Source organism: Mycobacterium sp. MS1601, from assembly GCF_001984215.1.
Classification (GTDB): domain Bacteria; phylum Actinomycetota; class Actinomycetes; order Mycobacteriales; family Mycobacteriaceae; genus Mycobacterium.
On the sequence record NZ_CP019422.1, the window covers coordinates 172,782 to 190,985 of the forward strand.

General features: G+C 63.2%; 16 protein-coding genes and 1 pseudogene. 8 read left to right on the plus strand and 9 right to left on the minus strand.

The features are described from left to right. Positions 1-45: 45 nt before the first annotated feature. From BVC93_RS34460 to BVC93_RS32565, 3 genes are all read right to left on the minus strand, one after another. Positions 46-678 (minus strand): divalent metal cation transporter, encoded by a 633-nt coding sequence (locus tag BVC93_RS34460; RefSeq protein WP_192860466.1) that lies wholly within the window; start codon positions 676-678, stop codon positions 46-48. Positions 679-722: 44 nt separating this feature from the next. Beyond that, positions 723-1,373 carry an Nramp family divalent metal transporter gene (locus tag BVC93_RS34465; protein WP_083741810.1) on the minus strand — a complete coding sequence of 217 codons (651 nt, stop codon included), beginning with the start codon at positions 1,371-1,373 and terminating at the stop codon, positions 723-725. A 614-nt stretch (positions 1,374-1,987) separates the two neighbouring features. Continuing rightward, positions 1,988-2,737, minus strand: coding sequence for a FadR/GntR family transcriptional regulator (locus tag BVC93_RS32565; protein WP_083741812.1), 750 nt, complete (start codon positions 2,735-2,737; stop codon positions 1,988-1,990). A gap of 59 nt (positions 2,738-2,796) precedes the next feature. On the opposite strand from BVC93_RS32565, the gene BVC93_RS32570 reads away from it, so the two are divergent. The 4 genes from BVC93_RS32570 to BVC93_RS32585 are packed head-to-tail and all read left to right on the plus strand — an operon-like array spanning position 2,797 to position 8,023. After that, positions 2,797-3,975 (plus strand): CaiB/BaiF CoA transferase family protein, encoded by a 1,179-nt coding sequence (locus BVC93_RS32570; protein ID WP_083741835.1) that lies wholly within the window; start codon positions 2,797-2,799, stop codon positions 3,973-3,975. Beyond that, positions 3,972-5,456, plus strand: coding sequence for an FAD-binding oxidoreductase (locus BVC93_RS32575; protein ID WP_083741813.1), 1,485 nt, complete (start codon positions 3,972-3,974; stop codon positions 5,454-5,456). Before BVC93_RS32570 ends, BVC93_RS32575 begins: the two co-directional genes overlap by 4 nt. Further along, positions 5,419-6,639, plus strand: coding sequence for an FAD-binding oxidoreductase (locus BVC93_RS32580; RefSeq protein WP_083741836.1), 1,221 nt, complete (start codon positions 5,419-5,421; stop codon positions 6,637-6,639). Before BVC93_RS32575 ends, BVC93_RS32580 begins: the two co-directional genes overlap by 38 nt. Positions 6,640-6,664: 25 nt before the next feature. Next, positions 6,665-8,023: a heterodisulfide reductase-related iron-sulfur binding cluster gene (locus BVC93_RS32585; protein ID WP_083741814.1), complete on the plus strand. Its 1,359-nt coding sequence runs from the start codon at positions 6,665-6,667 to the stop codon at positions 8,021-8,023. 30 nt (positions 8,024-8,053) lie between these two features. Here the strand turns inward: BVC93_RS32585 and BVC93_RS32590 are convergent, their stop codons facing one another. From BVC93_RS32590 to BVC93_RS32610, 5 genes and pseudogenes are all read right to left on the minus strand, one after another. Then, on the minus strand, positions 8,054-8,827 hold the full coding sequence (locus BVC93_RS32590; RefSeq protein ID WP_083741837.1) for an IclR family transcriptional regulator: 774 nt from the start codon (positions 8,825-8,827) through the stop codon (positions 8,054-8,056). Between the two features lie 387 nt (positions 8,828-9,214). Next, positions 9,215-10,351 (minus strand): glycerate kinase, encoded by a 1,137-nt coding sequence (locus tag BVC93_RS32595; RefSeq protein WP_157517379.1) that lies wholly within the window; start codon positions 10,349-10,351, stop codon positions 9,215-9,217. 164 nt (positions 10,352-10,515) lie between these two features. Further along, a complete protein-coding gene (gcl, locus tag BVC93_RS32600) occupies positions 10,516-12,315 on the minus strand; it encodes a glyoxylate carboligase (protein WP_083741816.1) in 1,800 nt (599 codons plus the stop codon). A 28-nt stretch (positions 12,316-12,343) separates the two neighbouring features. Further along, positions 12,344-13,234: a 2-hydroxy-3-oxopropionate reductase gene (locus BVC93_RS32605; RefSeq protein WP_083741817.1), complete on the minus strand. Its 891-nt coding sequence runs from the start codon at positions 13,232-13,234 to the stop codon at positions 12,344-12,346. A gap of 38 nt (positions 13,235-13,272) precedes the next feature. Beyond that, positions 13,273-14,099: pseudogene (locus BVC93_RS32610) on the minus strand (hydroxypyruvate isomerase family protein). A 192-nt stretch (positions 14,100-14,291) separates the two neighbouring features. Here BVC93_RS32610 and BVC93_RS32615 point away from each other — a divergent pair. Together BVC93_RS32615 and BVC93_RS32620 are read left to right on the plus strand one after the other, a co-directional pair. Then, positions 14,292-14,672, plus strand: a complete 381-nt coding sequence (locus BVC93_RS32615) for a hypothetical protein (RefSeq protein ID WP_083741818.1) — start codon at positions 14,292-14,294, stop codon at positions 14,670-14,672. 400 nt (positions 14,673-15,072) lie between these two features. Next, entirely contained in the window at positions 15,073-15,573 is a 501-nt protein-coding gene (locus tag BVC93_RS32620; RefSeq protein WP_236950571.1) for a hypothetical protein, read from the plus strand. A gap of 22 nt (positions 15,574-15,595) precedes the next feature. On the opposite strand, the gene BVC93_RS33720 is transcribed toward BVC93_RS32620, so the two are convergent. After that, complete coding sequence (locus BVC93_RS33720) at positions 15,596-15,763, minus strand: hypothetical protein (RefSeq protein ID WP_013470241.1); 168 nt, start codon at positions 15,761-15,763, stop codon at positions 15,596-15,598. A gap of 338 nt (positions 15,764-16,101) precedes the next feature. Here BVC93_RS33720 and BVC93_RS32625 point away from each other — a divergent pair, with 338 nt between their 5' ends. Together BVC93_RS32625 and BVC93_RS32630 are read left to right on the plus strand one after the other, a co-directional pair. After that, positions 16,102-17,136 (plus strand): DUF932 domain-containing protein, encoded by a 1,035-nt coding sequence (locus BVC93_RS32625; protein ID WP_083741819.1) that lies wholly within the window; start codon positions 16,102-16,104, stop codon positions 17,134-17,136. Positions 17,137-17,577: 441 nt separating this feature from the next. Next, positions 17,578-18,204: ParB/RepB/Spo0J family partition protein (locus tag BVC93_RS32630; RefSeq protein ID WP_236950572.1), on the plus strand; the 627-nt coding region annotated here is incomplete at its 3' end.

The window sequence follows — 18,204 nt, forward strand, 5'->3', positions numbered from 1 at the left end:
TCTTTGGTAATGAGTCCCGGCAGCGGGGCTCGGTTTGTTGTCTGCTTAGAACAGGCCGACGATGAGCCCGTAGGCCGCCCACAGACCAATACCGCCGACGATGACCAAGATGACGTTCTCCCACCACTTGTTGGTGTACCCGGGCAGCATTCGGCGTTTGTCGTTGGTGACGATGAGGGTGCCGACGATGATGACCGGCGCCATAATTCCAGCGGTAGCGCTCCCAGCGACGGTCATGGCAACTACATCAGGAAAGACCGGTAGCGCGAACAGGATAGGTACGCAGACCATAAGGCCGAGCTGCACCGCGCGGAACGCGCGCGTTCGGTCGAGGGGGATGTCGGTGTTCTTGCGAGAGGGGAATGCGTGGTTGATTCCGCTGAAGAAGATTTTCGTGTAGCCGCGCGCGTAGCTGGTGAAGGAACAGAACGCGGTCATCATCAGCCCGAGCCACAACAGCCATGGACCGATCGGGCCAAGGGCCAGGGTCATCATGGTACTGAGGTCATCGAGGGTGGCGATCTGAATGCCGGCGGGGCGCAGGACTTCAGCTCCGACGACCCAGATGGACAGGTTGACCACCACGACGGCGAGGACGCCGCTCAACAGGTCGACTCGCTGCATCTTGAGGAATTCCGGCCCCTTCCAACCTTTGTCGCGGATGAACTCCGGATACATGAGGTTGCCTGCGGATCCGCCTACGGCCCCGATGATGGCGGCGGCTACCAGTAGTGTGGCGAACGCGCCGGTGTCCGGGGGGCCGAGAACGCGAGGCCGTGCACGATGTCGCGGGGATTCGGTTGGGACTTGATTGCGGCATACAGGAACACGGCCACAAGAATTGAGACTTTGATGCGGGCGATGATCTCGAGAATGGAGTACGCCTTTGGCCGCGTCAGGACCAGCCACCCGATCGCGGCGGCGAATACGGTCCACATGAAGGGACCCCAGGTGGCTCCACCGAAACCGCGGAATAGGTGGAACAGGGCGTTGCCGACCATGGCGACCATGTAGGTCTGCAGAATGAACCCGCTCACCAATGCGAGGGTGCCAACCAGGAGTGGCAGCTTCTTCCAGACGGCGCCGAATCCTTCGATGATGGTTTGGTCGCCCACCGCGTTGCATAGACCGTACTTGGCGATCGCACTGGTGAAGAAAAACCGGCTCAGTAAAGCCAGACCGAGCGCCCACATGAGTGAGTATCCATAGTTGGCCCCGGCCACCGAGGAGTCGACCAGATCACCGGCGCCCATCCAAGCCATGCTTACCAGCAAGCCTGGTCCGATTCCTCGGACGTAATCGGTCCATTTGCGGGGTGGTACCGCCGCCGGCGTTTCCGATAAGTCCCGGGCGACACGCGACTTCGTTGTCATCGACAATCTCCTCGAAAGAATCTCCTCAGGCGCCGTACCTGGGGAAGGGCTGGTGCGCCACCGAGGGCCTCTCAAGAGTTACCGGTAGAGACATCCCGTGCTGATGGTCAGTCCATCATGGCGCTCTGAGGAGACTATGACGTGGATCACGTCAATGCAAGCCCCAATATCGAATGGTGATTCCATGCTTTCGCATGGTGGAAGTTCTATCCTGGGAAGGGTGGTGTGCCGCACCACTTGGTCACGCACGCGGAAGGGGGAGTCAGGCCGCGCACTGGCGCGATCGTGAGCACCGATCGCCGATTCTCGGCATGTGGAGCATCGACCAATCTGAGGTGAGCGGCTGATTCGCGACCACGGGTCTGGTGCCGTGTACCCCTTTGACCTGGAGGCTTGCGGTTGGATCGTGTTCCGGCGCGCCGATGTGCGTGGTGGACAGCTTGGCGTCGACGACGCTCATGCGCTTGCCCGTAGCCTCACCCGGTTTCGCCGCCAGGGCCATCAGGGAAATACAAGATCATTCATGGCGTTTCGTAGGCCCGAACGTCGGAGGAAGTAAACTTGATGGTCGGGGAGGCAAGGCCGTAGCATGCCCCCTCCGGTGCCGCTGAGTTTCAGGATTCGTTTCGGCGTTCGGCGTCGGGGTAGGTATGGCGTAAGTGGTTGCGTAACGCGGCGGCGGCTGCGTCGCCGTCGCCGGCGGCAACGGCGTCCAGGATGCTCCGATGCTCAATTTGGAGCGTTTGTGACACCGAGTGCCACGGCCCGAGGGAGCGCATGGCTGCTAGCCGGTGGCGTTCCACGGTGTCTCGGAGCGCTCCCGTGAGGTATGCAATCAGACGGTTGCCGCTGGCCTGTGCGAGGCCGGTATGGAAGACGGTATCGAGGGCGTTGAAGCGCAGAATGTCGATGTCGGATCGCTCCATCAGCTTTAATGTTCGGGCTAGCGCCTCAACCTCGGTGGGGGTCGCCATCGCAGCCGCTTCGCGCACAGCCCACTCTTCGACGATCAACCGAGTTTGGACAACTTCCAACTCGGAGAAGTTGCTGAGTCCGATATGCAGGCGAAGCATGCTGGTCAGGGCATCCGAGGGCTCGGTAGCCAGGACCTTGGCCGATTCTGGGCCTGAAGTGATGCGCTCAGCAACGATCCCGAGAGCTTCCAGCGAGTGCAGTGCTTCTCGCACAGACGGCCGGCTCACGCCAAGCAACTGACTGAGTTGGCGCTCGCTGGGTAGACGGTCGCCACGCTGCAGACCGCCGTGACGGATGCGTTCTTCAATCTGCTCAATAACCAGCTCGTGCACGCGGGACCGCCGAACCTTGGTCCATCCACTGATATCGGAATTTTCTTGCACCGTCACGACGGAAAGCTTACCGTGTAAGACCTAACATGATGGTCTTACCAACAGGAGTTACCTCGATGGTGGAATCCGCTCAGGATGAGATCGGCTGGGCCGCGGCCCAGCCCGGCAGTTTGTCCGGCGTCCGGGTACTGGATCTCAGCCGAATTCTCGCTGGGCCATACCTAACGATGATGCTGGGCGATCTCGGTGCAGATGTCATCAAGGTGGAACGTCCGGGAGGCGACGACACTCGCGGGTGGGGTCCGCCGTTCGCCTTGGGCGAGGCCACGTACTTTTGGAGCGCCAACCGCAATAAGCGTTCTGTCGTGCTCGACCTCCACGATCCCGGCGACGCCCTGATTGCTGCGGACTTGGCTTATTCGGCTGACGTTGTGGTGGAGAATTTCCGGCCCGGTGTGGCTGACCGGCTGGGATTGGGTTACGAACACCTCTCGGCAAGCAATCCGCGGGTAATCTACTGCTCCATTTCGGCGTTCGGCGATTCTGATGCAGCGCGTGACCTCGCCGGCTACGACTTACTGGTCCAGGCAGTCGGCGGACTGATGAGCATTACCGGTACCGAGGAGAGCGGTCCGATCAAGGCGGGAGTCGCCCTCGTCGACGTGCTCGCTGCGCTTCATGCGGGAGTCGGCATTCTGGCGGCTCTGCGTCACCGGGAGCACACCGGTGAGGGACAGCGCGTGGACGTGACCATGATGCAATCGCTGTTGGCGAGCCTGGCTAACCAGGCGACCGCGTTCCTAGGCACCGGCATTTCACCCGGCAGATTGGGCAATCAGCATCCGTCCATCGCCCCGTATCAGACTCTGCGCGCCGAAGACGGCCAAATCGCTTTGGCCTGCGGCAACGACAAACAGTTCCGAAATCTTTGCGCCGCGTTGAGTATTCCTGAGCTCGCAGATGATCCCCGGTTCAGCACCAACACCGAACGCGTTCGATACCGCGGGGACCTGATTCCATTGTTAGAAGCCGCCTCCACCTCACTGAGCATCGAGGAGCTACTAGGCCGGATGCGTCGGGCTGGGGTACCGGCAGGACCAGTGAACTCGATCGGAGAGGCGTTCACGCTGGCCGAGGAACTCGGGCTTGAGCCACACCGAACAGTGAAGCTTGGCGACCGCAGCATCCCGCAAGTTAGTAGCCCCCTGCGTATGTCCGCCACACCGGTGCGGTATGACCTACCCCCTCCATCGCTGCCGGCGCACCTCGGTGCCCGAGAGGTTCAACCGAGATGAGCGTGAGTCCCATTACCGCGCAGACAACTTCCGATGCGCCCCCGTTCGTTAACGCCCTGCTAAACCGACTCCACGACGGCGCCGTCATTGTCGACCCCACAGCTCTCCGCACGTATGAATGCGACGGACTAACCGGGTTTCGTGTGGTGCCGCGTGCTGTCGTTCTAGCCGAAACCACCGAAGACGTCCGCCACGCCGTGCTGACCTGCCGCGATTTCGGGGTTCCGTATGTGGCTCGTGGCGCCGGCACCGGATTGAGCGGAGGGGCGTTGCCCTCGGCGGACGGCATCGTCATCTCTTTGCAGCGGATGCGGAAAATCGTCGAAATCGACCCACGAAATCTGCGCGCCGTCGTGGAACCGGGCGTCACCAACGTCGATATCACCAAGGCCGCTGCCCCATTTGGCCTGCACTTCGCGCCCGATCCATCTAGCCAACAGGTCTGCACCGTCGGAGGCAACGTCGCGGAGAATTCCGGCGGCGCCCACTGCCTCAAATACGGGTTCACCGTGCACCACGTGCTCGAACTCGAGGTCGTCCTGCCCGATGGGTCGGTGGCCCGGTTGGGGGGAGTCAATCGCGAAAACGTTGGCTATGACCTGCTATCGGCTCTGGTCGGTTCGGAGGGCACCCTAGGGATCGTCACGCAAGTGGTCGTGCGACTCGTGCGCAATCCGGCGACAGTGCACACGTTGTGCGCCGACTTTCCTTCCATCGCCGCCGCCAGCGCCGCAGTTACCCGCATTATCGCTGAAGGAATCGTGCCGGCGGCCATCGAGATGATGGATGCGCTTGCTATCGAAGCATCCGAGGCTGCGGTAGGCGCCGGCTACAGCCTAGATACCGCCGCGGCGCTCATTGTCGAAAACGATGGTCCTGCTGCGGAATCCAAAGTCGAGTTCGAAGCCGTTGAACGAATCTGCCATGAGGCCGGAACCACGAAGATTCGAATCGCTCAAGACCCCACAGAACGGGCGATGATCTGGCGAGGACGCAAAGCCGCGTTCGCCGCCGTCGGGCGAATAAGCCCGGACTACATCGTCCAAGATGGCGTCGTTCCACGCACTCGCCTAGGCGAAATCCTGGCCCGGATTGCACAGATGGCAGCCGAATCAGGGCTTCGCGTCGCCAACGTCTTTCACGCTGGCGATGGCAATCTGCACCCCCTCGTACTTTACAGCGAAGCAGCAGGACAACTCGAACCTGCCGAAGAACTCTCCCGAGAGATTGCCGAGCTATGCGTGGAGATGAGCGGATCATTGTCTGGCGAGCACGGGATAGGCACCGACAAGGCGTGTTCGATGCCGCGGATGTTCTCGGAATCGGACCTGGCGGCGATGTGGCGGCTGCGCCGCGCCTTCGACCCCGAAGGACTGTGCAATCCCGGGAAACTCCTGCCCACCCCGCGGTTGTGCGGGGAAAAACCGGGCGTCTACGTTCCCCATGCTCTGGAGGTCTCCGGTGACATCGAACGCTTCTAAGTTCGCGCCCTCTGCGCCCGCCGCGTGGGAGCCAGTCGACGTTGCTGAAGTCGCCGAATGCCTTATCAGCGCCCGCCATCAGCACCGGACGGTCAACGTGACCGGCGGCGGGACCGCCGCGACGTGGGGCGGGGATTGCCAGGCAACCGCAACATTGCGGACCCACAAGCTTGATTCAGTCCTGCGGTATGAGCCCTCCGATATGACGATTCAGGTCGGATCCGGGATGCCTGTCACCGATTTGCAGTCTGTAACTGCGGAACACGGCCAGCGCCTGGCCCTTGACGCCGCTCGTATCAGTCGAGGAGCAACTATCGGGGGAATTTTCGCCACCGCTGACCAGGGTCCGGCACAGTTGGCGTTCGGGGGGCCCCGCGATCTCGTGATTGGAGCGACGCTGGTTCTGGCCAACGGTGAAATAGCTCACTCGGGAGGTCATGTCATCAAGAACGTCGCCGGCTACGATCTCGCTCGGCTGGTGTCTGGCTCGCTCGGCACTCTGGCGGTCATCACCGACCTGACATTTCGTCTGCACCCACTTCCTGCGGCGACCGGCACGCTGAGCTTCGACACCGGAATTGGCGAGGCGGTCGCCTACGCTGAAGCGATCTCAGCTGCAGCCTTGGATCCTATTGCTGCGGAATGGACCTCGGGCCGCCTACTGGTGCGGTTCGAGGGCACCGACTTCGGTGTACAGGAGCGCCTACGTGTAGCGGCAGAGCTTCTCGGCGCGGGAAAGCGCAGTATCCTGGATGCTGACGAATCGGATGAGGCGTGGGCCGACCACGCTGACGCGAGCACTTCCACCGACACCGCTCTTACTACCATTCTTCGGGGATTGGTGCGGCCCACCGACGTATTCGCGGTCGTGCAGGCGTTCCATCGCATCGTTCACGAACACGATCCGCTGCCGACGGTGGCAGCCGGACTGCTGACCGGGCGCATCGACGCCAAGGTCTCCGGGTCAACGCTAGCCACGCATGCTGAAGTCGTCGGCCAGTGGCGTGCGGCTGTTGAAGCCGCCGGTGGAACGCTAACGATGCGCGAGCGGCCTGAAGGCCTTACCGATCTGGTGGACGCATGGGGGACCGCCCCCTCGGCCGCAGCCGTTATGCGCGCAGTCAAATCGGCCTATGACCCCGCAGATCTATTGGGGCCTGGTCGTTTTCATCCGTGGTTCTGACATCATCCAAGGGAGACACTGATTCATGCCCAGCTCGTTTGACGACCACAACCCGCCCAAACCAGAGCTGCTTTCGGACTGCGTTCATTGCGGCTTCTGTCTGCCGACCTGCCCCACCTACCAATTATGGGGTGAGGAGATGGACTCGCCAAGGGGCCGAATCCACCTGATGAACCTGGCCACTACGGGCGAAATCCCCATCGACGACACTTTCGCTAGCCACTTCGATGCCTGCTTGGGTTGCATGGCGTGTGTGTCGTCCTGCCCATCCGGAGTCCAGTATGACCAGCTCATCGAGGCAGTACGGCCACAAATTGAGCGCGCTGTTCCGCGCACTGTGGATGACCGACTCTTCCGGGGCCTGATTTTCGCCGTCTTCCCCTACCCGGCCCGCCTACGCCTGATCGCGCTAGGCGCATGGTTGTACCAACGATCTGGACTCAGGGCCCTGATGCACAGAAGCGGCTTGATGGGCGTGCTGCCGGCCAAGCTGAGAGCACTCGAAGCGCTGATGCCGCAAGTAACACTTCGCAACATCGCCAGCCGCCAGCGCGGGGTCAACAAGCCCAACGGGGAGGTACGTCGCCGAGTTGCCCTGGTGTCGGGCTGCGTCCAACAGGTGTTTTTCGCTCAGGTCAACGCCGCCACCATGCGGGTTCTCCTCGCCGAAGGGTGTGAGGTGGTGGTTCCCAAGCAAGGGTGTTGTGGCGCGCTGAGCGTTCACGCTGGCCGTGAAGAAGAAGGTCTGGGGCGGGCTCGCAACATGATTGAGTCTTTCGAGGACCTCGATGTGGATGACATCGTAGTGAACGTTGCCGGCTGCGGATCAACCCTCAAGGAGTACGGCGGGCTGCTCGCCGACGATCCTGAATATGCCGACAGAGCAGCGCAATTCAGCGCAAAGGTACGCGATATCAGTGAGGTTCTTGCCGGTTTAGCACCACAAGCCCCCCGACACCCCATCGCCGCGCGGATTGCTTACCATGACGCCTGCCACCTCGCCCACGGCCAGCAAATACGTCGCGAACCCCGCGAAGTTCTCCGCACGATTCCGCAGTTGGAACTATTGGAAGTGCCCGAATCTGAATTGTGTTGCGGATCAGCGGGTATCTACAACATGGTGCAGCCAGAAGCCGGTGAAGAACTCGGAAACCGCAAGGCAGCCAACATCGTGAGCACCCGACCGGACGCGGTGACGACGGGCAACCCGGGGTGTCTGTTGCAGATCGCGCGCTATCTCGACGGCGCGCCACTGTTTCATCCCATCGAGCTGATCGACGCCTCGATCCGCGGCGTGAACCCCTTGGGCGTTCTCAAAGTGGAGCAACGCCGCGAGCTCACGCCCGAGAGCGGGGAATTTGAGGCCCGGGCCGTGGGCGAGTGAAACGGCCCACGGATAGCCGCGCCGGTTGGCTCAAATATTCGCGTCCTTTCCGAACTCAGTGGAGAGTTCTTTAGCGATCCGTTTGAGAAGGGGAGCGTGGAGGTCGGCGGACTCGATGGTGAGGCGCGCGGCGGGCCCCGAAATCGACAGAGCGGTCGGAGCCGGTGCGCCGTGAATCGGAACCGCAAAACAGCGAACGCCAACCTCCTGCTCGCCTTCGTCAATAGCGAAGCCTCGTGCCCTACTCTCGGCGAGGTCGGCGAGTAGGGAATCGGCGTGGGTGTGCGAGTTCGGGGTGTAGCTCGGCATACCGGCGCGGGCGAGAAGGGTACGAACGGCGTCGTCCGGCAGCTGCAGAAGCAGCGCCTTACCGACGCCGGTGCAATGCAAGTGCACCTGTCTCCCCACCTCGGTAAACATCCGCATCGAATGGGGGGAGGGCACTTGGGCCACGTACGCCGCCATCATGCCGTCAAGGACCGCCATATTGGCCGTTTCCCCGGTGCTGGCCACTAGCTCGGACAGGTGCGGGCCGGCCCACGCGCCGATCAACTTCGTCGCACTGTCGCCGAGTCGAATCAATTTGGGCCCCAACGCATACTCGCGAGCAGGCAGTTGCCGCATGTATCCCCGGGAGACCAGCGTGCGGGTCAGCCGATGCACAGTCGGCAACGGGAGTTCAGTCCGCTCGGCCAGCTGCGTGAGTCCCATGGACCCTCCGGCGGATGCCATAACTTCGAGTAGATCGAGCACCCGGTCAACCGACTGGACTCCACCCAAACGTGGCGGCTTAGAATCCGTCATCTCGCGATCTCCCGTTCCGCTTCGCAGCGTATGCGACATTCTCGACACTTCCACAAAGCGGAAGAACTGCTTCACTCGAAGATAGCTCACGCAATGTGCCGCCGGACCGGACGGGCCGCTGGAGACATGCGGCAGAATCCCCAGCCAAGGATGCGCGCTTCGCGCAGAATGAACCCCTGACCGCGCGGAGCCCGCTAAGCGGTACGCTCGTCAACGGTGAGTCGTAAGACACGCGGGGAACAGCGCGCGGAAGCGACGTCAACTTGCACCGTCAGCGGGCCGACTGCGATGACAATGGTTCGCGTCGGGCAGCACAAGATCGCTCCTGGCTGCCGGGCCCGCCGTGCCGAGGCGGTCAGACCTACCGACCACACGTTTACACCTGGTTTACGCGAGGTGGGTGGATAAATGCGCGGCCGCCAAGTCGCCAGCGGCGTCGGCGACGAGACCGGCCGCTTCCGCCATCGCCTTCGCCATATCGGGCTCCCGGTCCTGCAGCGAGTAGACCTCGGCAAATTGCGAGGCGGCGAGCTGTGCAGGAGACAACTGACACGTGCCAACGATCGCGAACGTAGGGATGCGTTTGGTGCTGGCGCGGGCACATACGCCCACGGGCGCCTTGCCTCGTAACGACTGGCCATCCAAACAGCCTTCACCGGTAATGACAGCGGCGGCCCCGCGCAGGTGGTGTTCGAGTCCTACCAGATCCAGCACGACGTCGATCCCGGCGCGCATCGAGGCACGCAGCGCGGCCATTCCCGCGAAGCCGACGCCGCCGGCCGCACCGGCTCCCGCATAGTCACGCATCTCCTGACCGGTGGCGGCTGCGACGATGTGCGACCAATGGTCCAGGGCGTTGTTGAGTTGGCGCACTTGGTCTGGGTGGGCACCCTTTTGCGGACCGTAGACCGCGGCAGCGCCGTGCGGCCCGCATAGCGGATTGTCGACATCGCTGGCGATCACCAGTTCGGCGTCCCGCAGTCCCGGATGCAGTCCCGACAGGTCCAGTCTGGCTGCCTGCCCGAGCGAGCCGCCACCGTCCGGAATTGGGTAGCCGCGGCCATCGACGAGGCATGCTCCAAGACCCTGCAAGAACCCGGATCCGCCGTCAGTACAGGCGCTTCCGCCAATGCCGATCACGATGTGCCGGCAACCATCGTCGAGCGCCTTCGCCACCACCAGTCCAAGACCGCGGCTCGATGCTCCCATCGGTGCGGGCAATCCGTCGACCAGTCGATGTAGACCTGAAACATCAGCCATCTCAATGACCGCCGATTGACCCTTTCTGGCATACGCGGTCGTGACAGGCTCGCCCGTGGGGCCGAGCGCCGTGAGTGCGACCCGTTCGAATCCGGCGGCCAAGGCGGCCTCCAAGGTGCCCTCACCGCCGTCGGCGATCGGACATTCAACGACGGTTAGCGCCTCATCGATCCTATGCAGTCCACGCCTGATGGCCGCCGCCGCGGCGGCGGCGGTCAACGATCCCTTGAACTTGTCGGGTGCGACCACGACATGGCCTGCCACTGAAACACTCTCCATTCACTGGGGTTTCCCCGCTGGGGGCCTCCGGGCAAGACGGACAACTCGCCTCGCCTCGGAAGGTGGCACCGCTGCGGCGAGACACTCGGATGCCGACCGAACGCGCACGACGCGGCGGCGCACGACGCACATGTCCAAAACGTGGAGCGTCAGTCAAGTAGGGCGGCGGTGAGAAGTTCGTCGGTGGACTGCGCCAGAGGCTCGAACTCGTTGACGTTATCGAGTTCGGTGCCCATGGCGATGTTGGTAATGCGTTCAAGCACGATTTCAACAACCACGGGGACTTTGTGTTCCTTCGCCATCACCTTTGCTTGCTCCAGTGCACCGGCGATCTCATTGGGCTCGCAGACACGAATGGCTTTGCAGCCTAATCCTTCTGCAACGCGGAGATGGTCGACGCCGTAACCTTTTGGCACTGGTGGGGCGTCGATGGAGTGAGCTTCTTCGCTGTTGATGTTGTCGAATCCCAAGGAGACGCAAAAATTCATGTCGAATTGCCGTTGCGCCTGCCGGATTAGCCCGAGATAGGAGTTGTTGACGACTACGTGAATGTAAGGCAGGTTGAACTGTGCGCCGACAGCCAGCTCCTCGATGAGGAACTGAAAGTCATAGTCACCGGAGAGCCCGACCACGGTGGCGGTGGGGTCGTCGGCAACGACGCCGAGTGCCGCTGGCAGTGTCCAGCCCAGGGGGCCGGCCTGCCCGCAGTTGATCCAATTGCGTTCCTTGTACACGCGCAGGAACTGGCCACCGGCGATCTGAGAGAGCCCAATGGCACTGACGTAACGCGTGTTGCGGCCGAAAACCCTGTTCATCTCTTGATACACCCGTTGCGGCTTGATCGGGACGTCATCAAAGTCAGTCTTACGGTGCATCGTCCGTTTACGCTCCAGGCACTCGTTCACCCATGCGGTATGGTCGGGCAGGGCTCCGGCGGCTTTGCGTTCGGTCGCGACGGCGACGAACTGTTCGAGTGCAGCTTTTGCGTCAGAGACGATCCCGTAATGCGGGGTAAAGACACGGCCGATCTGGGTTGGCTCGATGTCGACGTGGACGAACGTTCGGCCCTTGGTATATGTGTCTAGTCCCCCAGTGTGCCGGTTCGCCCAGCGGTTACCGATGCCGAGCACAAAGTCGGAGGCCAGCATCGTGGCATTGCCATAACGATGGGCCGTCTGCAAGCCAGCCATGCCCGCCGCGAGACGGTGATCGTCAGGGATCGTCCCCCATCCCATGAGCGTCGGCACCACCGGCACCTCCAGCAGCTCTGCCAACTGCACCAGCAGCTCGGCCGCATCAGCATTGACAATCCCGCCGCCTGCCACGATGAGCGGGCGGTCGGCCGCGGCCAGCATATCGAGCGCCTTCTCGACCTGTGCCCGGCTCGCCGCCGGCTTGTAGACCGGCAAGGGCTGATAGGTGTGCGGATCAAAGTCGATTTCGGCGAGCTGCACATCAATCGGCAGGTCGATCAGCACTGGGCCCGGTCGCCCCGAACGCATCAGATGAAAGGCCTGCGAAAATGCTCCGGGAACCTGGCCGGGTTCCAAAACAGTCATTGCCATTTTGGTGACCGGAGCGGCTATCGCCGCGATGTCAACAGCCTGGAAATCTTCCTTATGGAGCCGCGCCACGGGGGCCTGCCCAGTGATCGCCAAGATCGGAATGGAATCCGCCATCGCCGAGTACAAGCCGGTGATCATATCCGTCCCGGCGGGACCGGAGGTGCCGATGCACACCCCGATATTGCCGGCCCGGGCGCGGGTGTAACCCTCGGCCATGTGGCTGGCGCCCTCGACATGTCTGGCCAGGATGTGCTTGACCCCGCCATGCGCGCGCATTGCGGAATAAAAGGGATTAATGGCTGCTCCGGGAAGCCCGAAAGCTTGTGTGGCTCCCTCTATTTCAAGAATTCTTACAGCGGCGTCGACGGTGCGCATACGTGCCATGTCGCTTCTCTTCCAATTGTGGTGTGAGTTATTTCAAAGCCGAGCTGCGGCCGGACAAGCGCTCAACGCCTCGCAATAGGGCGGAGTGGTCCAGGCCGCCGTCGCCGTTCTCCCGCGCCGATACCATCAACTGGGCGACCACAGCTCCCAGAGGGGCCACGATGCCTGCTTCGCGCGCGGCCGCGGTAACGATGCCAAAATCCTTGTGGTGCAGATCGATGCGGAAACCAGGCTTGAACTCCCGGTCGAGCATCATCTGAGCCTTCTGATTCAACACCGCAGACCCCGCCAGTCCACCTCCGAGCACTTTGATCGCGGCGGCCATGTCCACCCCGTACGCTTCAAGGAACACGATCGCTTCGGCGAGGAGTTGGATATTGCCGCCGACAATCAGCTGGTTGGCAGCTTTGACGGTTTGTCCGGCACCGTTGGGGCCCACATGCACAATCGTCTTGCCAACCGCCTCCAGGATCGGCTTGGCCAACTCAAAGTCGTCGGCCTGGGCACCGACCATGATCGATAGCGCCGCGTTGATTGCGCCCACTTCGCCACCAGATACCGGCGCGTCGATGATCCGGAAGCCACGCCGAGTTGCCTCCTGAGCGAGGGTGGAAGTGACATCAGGGCGAATGCTGGAGAAGTCGATGATGAGCGAGCCACTGGGAGCGGCCTCGAAAACCCCGTCTTCGCCAGTCAATACGGCTTCGACGTCAGGGGAGTCAGGAACCATGACAGCGATGATGTCCGCGGCCTTAACAGCCTGGGAGATAGATTCCGCGGCAGAGCCACCGGCTTCGACAAGTGGCGCGGTGCGATGCGGCGAGAGATTGAATCCTGTGACCTGGTGGCCGGCCTTCACAAGGTTGACGGCCATGGGGCTACCCATGATTCCCAGGCCGATAAAAGCGATGTTGCTCATGAATGAGTCCTTCTCGTTGACGTTTTCCGATGGGGTTCTTAGCGAGCCGTCGCTCTGGCAGAGGCGCGCAACGCGGGATCCAACCAGTCGAAAGTGTCGGCACGCGTTGACTTGTACTCAAGACCGACGTAGCCGCGGTACCCGTGCCCGGTGAGCTGGTCCAGAAAGTTGCCGAGTTCAAGGTCGCCAGTTCCTGGCTCACCACGGCCGGGGAGTCAGCGATCTGGACGTGACCGATCCGGCTTGCGTAATCGTCGATGGCTGCCGACACGTCATCCCCGTTCACGTGAAGGTGATACAGGTCCGCGAGCAGCCGCACGTTGCTGACACCACACTCGGCGTGCACACGCTCGATCACCGCGACCGCCTCCGCGGCGGTCTTGAGAGGATAGGCGGGTGCGCCGCTGACGGGCTCAACCAGCACTACGGCATCGATGCTCGCGGCCGCTTCGGCGGCGAATCCAAGGTTGCTAATAGCCGTCGCATCCTGATCCAGCGCGCTGAGCCCTTGAATGCGGTTGCCGTAGAGCGCGTTAAACGCTTTGGTACCTAGAGCCTTTGCGATGCCGACAGCGATGTCGACGTTATCGCGGAACTCGGTGGTGCGTGTAGGCGTCGACAAGATGCCACGCTCGCCGCCGGGCATGTCGCCTGCTGCGAAGTTCAGGCCTGTCAGGTGCACACCCGCATCTTTGATTGCACGGATAAAGGCATCAATTTCACGGTCGGTGGGAGTTGACTTCGGGAAGGGCCACCAGAACTCCACAGCGTCGAAGCCTGCATCGCGGGCGGCACGGGGCCTATCCAGTAGGGGGATATCCGTCAACAGAATGGAGCAGTTGACAGTGTAGGCAATCTCGGGCATAGCGCAGTCCCTTCACTTCACAGCCAGCGGCCGCCGCGTCGCATTACTCATTGTTTCCGTATCATGGAAGTTATCTTCCGCGTTGTAACAGTAGTCAAACGGTCACGGGAGGCGTTGTCAAGGGCTCGGCCACCGCCGTCCCCCGGGACAGACCCACGATGATGATCAATGCCCCAGCCGGTAAAGCGATCCGTGTGGGTTGTCTTTACAATCACCGCCGCGACGACGGGGCCGAAACGACCGCAGGCACTCAAGCAGAGGCCACCGACGCGACCCGTTCAAGACACCTCGAGGTCCTGGGACATCTCCGAACACCCCAGCGGCAGCGGCAGCCAGGTTGCCGCGGCACTGGGCGACCTACCGCTGTGTGGCGGTACCGCCACCCTGACGGATCTCACCGATGACGTGGTGCCCTTCCTCGCGGACTTCTACGGCAGCGAAGCCCGCCGCACCGGGCCATTCAAGCTGTCCCGGGTGTTAGCACATGACGGCGTCCTGCGCGAGTCGGCGGCCCGCAACGCCAGCGCGGGCCACGCAAAGAAATACTTGACTTCACGCCGCCCGGGTGGGTAACCGGGCACTGCGGTGGCGCAGCGTCACCACTATCGGGCCTGGTTCCCTGCGTGGCGGATTCGCCATCATCCCCATCGCCGGGCGCTGGGCTGCCGAGAAACCTCCGAATCGTCGAGCCGCACTTGCACTTATGGACCCGTGACATCGCCGCGGACTACGTGGCCACACCCTCCACGCCACCCACGCCCAGTGGGCTGGGTGCAACCGAGACACCCGCAAGACCGGGCTGGGCAGCCCCCGGGCGCGAAAGGGAAGGTGCAACGCGTCGGCATCTCGGACGCATGCTACTCAGATCTCCACACTTAACTTCTACACATCGACGGAGCACGACCAAGCCGGAACGTCGCAGTAACACTTATTCGCAATAACTTGCCCTTTCGCGATCAGTTCGGCACGAGGCGTGCAGTCGACGCTGCAGCGTTACGCCGCTGATCCCGCGGCCGGAGCGCTGGCCCTGTTCATCGAACACGTCGCGGTCTGTATCAACGACAAGCAGACCCTGCGGCCGACTGGCCGCCTCTACGATGATGTCGCTGCTGCTGGTCTGACCGGTGTCCTTGACCTGTTCCACCGCCGCCTCGACGACACCGAGCACGCGATCTACGAAGTGCGCCGGGTGGCCAAGGTTCGCGGGACCGGAACCAGGCCGGTCATCGCCCGGTCAGTGCGTTTGCTCGATCGTGGATCTCGCGCCGAGATGGCAGCCGCACTACTGGGCATGCCCGGGCAGTTGCACACCGGCAACGACGGCATCGCGCGCAGCATCGCGCTGCGCCGCGGTGAGACGCCGCCATGGGCAGAGCGGTTCTATGTCGCCTGCCCGGCCGTCGTTGCGGACAAGGCCAGACCCCACTTCGAGCGCTGGTTCGCCGAGGTGGCCGGCGATGTCGCACTGTTCTGACACCCGGCACGGGGCACGCCAGCTACAGCCCCAGCGGGTCCGACCAGGCTGGCTGCGCATAGGCGGTGTCGAACGGGATCGCCGGGCGCGGCCACGCGCCGGTGACCACCCAGGTCAGCACCGGCTCCGACACCGGCCCCTGGATCGGCCGCGTCAACGCATCGACCAGCGCACTCTCACACGACGACATCAACCCAGGCTACCGGCGTGGTGCATACCCAGAATGGAAGCGCCTGGCGGCGCTGCAGCTGATTCGCCGGCCCCTGCGGGCCCACCGACCCACCGAATTTTGCCTTTCTGGCCCTCCGATTGTGGCCGGCGGTCCGCTCCGCGCAAGGCCACGGCCTCCGCTGCGCTGCGGGCCCACAGGCTCGGGGCAGCTCCCCACAAACGTTCGCTGCGCTCACCCGGGACCTGCCCCGCCCGGACCTTTGCACTCCACGGCCCTCTACCGGCCCAAATCTCCAGTGCCAGAAGGCAAAAAGAACGGGCGGCCACCGCCCACTCACCTCCCGAAAGGAACCCACCATGGCTCACGAACTCGATCAGACCGCAGGCAAAGTCAGCTTCGCCGACTCGCGTACCGACGCCTGGCACCAACTCGGCCAGCAGGTCGGCCACGCTATGACCGCCCGCGAGGCTCTGCACGCCGCCCACCTGGCCAACTGGAACGTCCGCAAAATGGCGCTGGTTGTCCCCCAGGAGCCGGTGATCAGCGAAACCGGTGTCACCACACCCGCCCCGCTGGCAGTGCCCGACCAGTGGGCCACCGTGCGCACCAACCCCATCACCGGAGCCCTCGACGTGCTCGGCGTGGTCGGCAACAAGTACGAGCCGATGCAAAACGAAGCATCGTGTGACCTGCTCGACGCGCTCACCGGAGAAAGCGGTGCGGTCTATGAGACTGCCGGGGCGCTACGCGGCGGGCGCGAAACGTTCGTGACCATGAAGCTGCCCGAATCCATGGTGTTCGACGGAATCGACGGCACCAAGGACCGCACCGACTTCTACCTGGCCGCGCTGAACTCTCACGACGGGTCCAGCAAGTTCCGCTTCCTGGTGACGCCGGTGCGCATCGTATGCGCCAACACCCAAAGCGCGGCCATCGCACGCGCGGCGGCCAGCTTCGGCATCAGCCACACCGGCGGGGCCGCCGTCGCCTTGCAGGAGGCCCGACGAGCACTCAAGTTGAGCTGGCGCTACGTCGAGGCATTCGAACAGGAAGCAGCCGCCCTCTACGCCGCCCCCATGGACCTCGACCAGATGCGTCACTTCGCCGGCGAGCTCGTCGACGTCGACGGAGCCGAGTCCAAGACCACGGCCCGCAACCGTCGCGACACCGCCAACGCGATCGTCAAACTGTGGGTGTCCAGCCCCACCGTCGCCCCGATCGCCGGCACCCGGTGGGCGGCCTACAACGCGGTCACCGAGTACGTCGACCACTACAGCAAGGTCCGCGCCGCAGGAGATCCGCAGTCGGTACGGGCCCTGCGCGCAGTCACCGGCGGCAGCACCGCTCAGAACCTGAAGACCAACGCCTTCCGGATGCTGCAAACTCTCTAACCCCGAGGGTGGTCTGGCCCGTCCCGCGGGCCAGGCCACCCATCACCCACGATTCCGAAAGGCACTGCCATGCAGGAACATCGGGCACGACGGCCACGGCTTTACCGACCCGCACCGATGCCATCGGGGAACTGCACAGGCGGAAGCGCCTGCGGCGCTGCTGAACACCGGGTCCCTGCGGGCCCCGGCGCTAGTTTATTTGCCTTCTGGCTTTCGATTATGGCCGGCGGCCCGCTGCGTGCAAGGCCACGGCCTCCGCTGCGCTCCGGGCCCAAGGGCTCGCAAATTTCTTTCGAGGCTCGCTGCGCTCGCGCGAAGAATTTTGCGCCCGGACCTTTGCACTCCACGGCCCTGATGCCGGCCCAAATCTTCAGTGCCAGAAGGCAAAAAGCACGGGCGGCCACCGCCCACTCACCCCATCGATGAAAGGTCACCATCACCATGAGCGAGAACACCACCACCGTCACCGACAACGACACCAACGCACAGGTCGCGGCGGCAGGCACCCTCGAACACCTCGACCCGCACACGTTGGAGCTGGAAACCAACGTCCGCGACGACGCCGCACTCGACGCTGATTTCGTCGCCAGCATCAAAGAGCACGGCGTGCTCAACCCCATCGCAGCGGTGCGCGGACACGACGGCGTGGTGCGGGTGCGCGCCGGACAGCGACGCACCCTGGCCGCACGCGAGGCTGGTCTGACCAGCGTCCCGGTCTACGTGCGCCCAGCGGGTGCGACCGACGACAAGGCCCAGGTGGTCGAACGGGTCTCCGAGCAGATCGTGGAAAACGACCGACGCCGCGAACTGACCGAGGCCCAGCGGGCACGCGGCATCCAGCAGATGCTCGACGCCGGAGCCTCCGTGACCAAGGTCGCCAAGAAGCTGTCCATCGGGCGTGACACGGTCAAATCCGTGGCCACCGCCGCCGGATCACAGGCCGCGATGGAGGCACTCGACGCGGGCAACTGTCGCTGTCAGAGGCGGCAGTGCTCAGCGAGTTCGATGACGACCCCGACGCCATCATGCGTCTGCTTGAAGTGGCCGGAACCAACCGATTCGAGCACC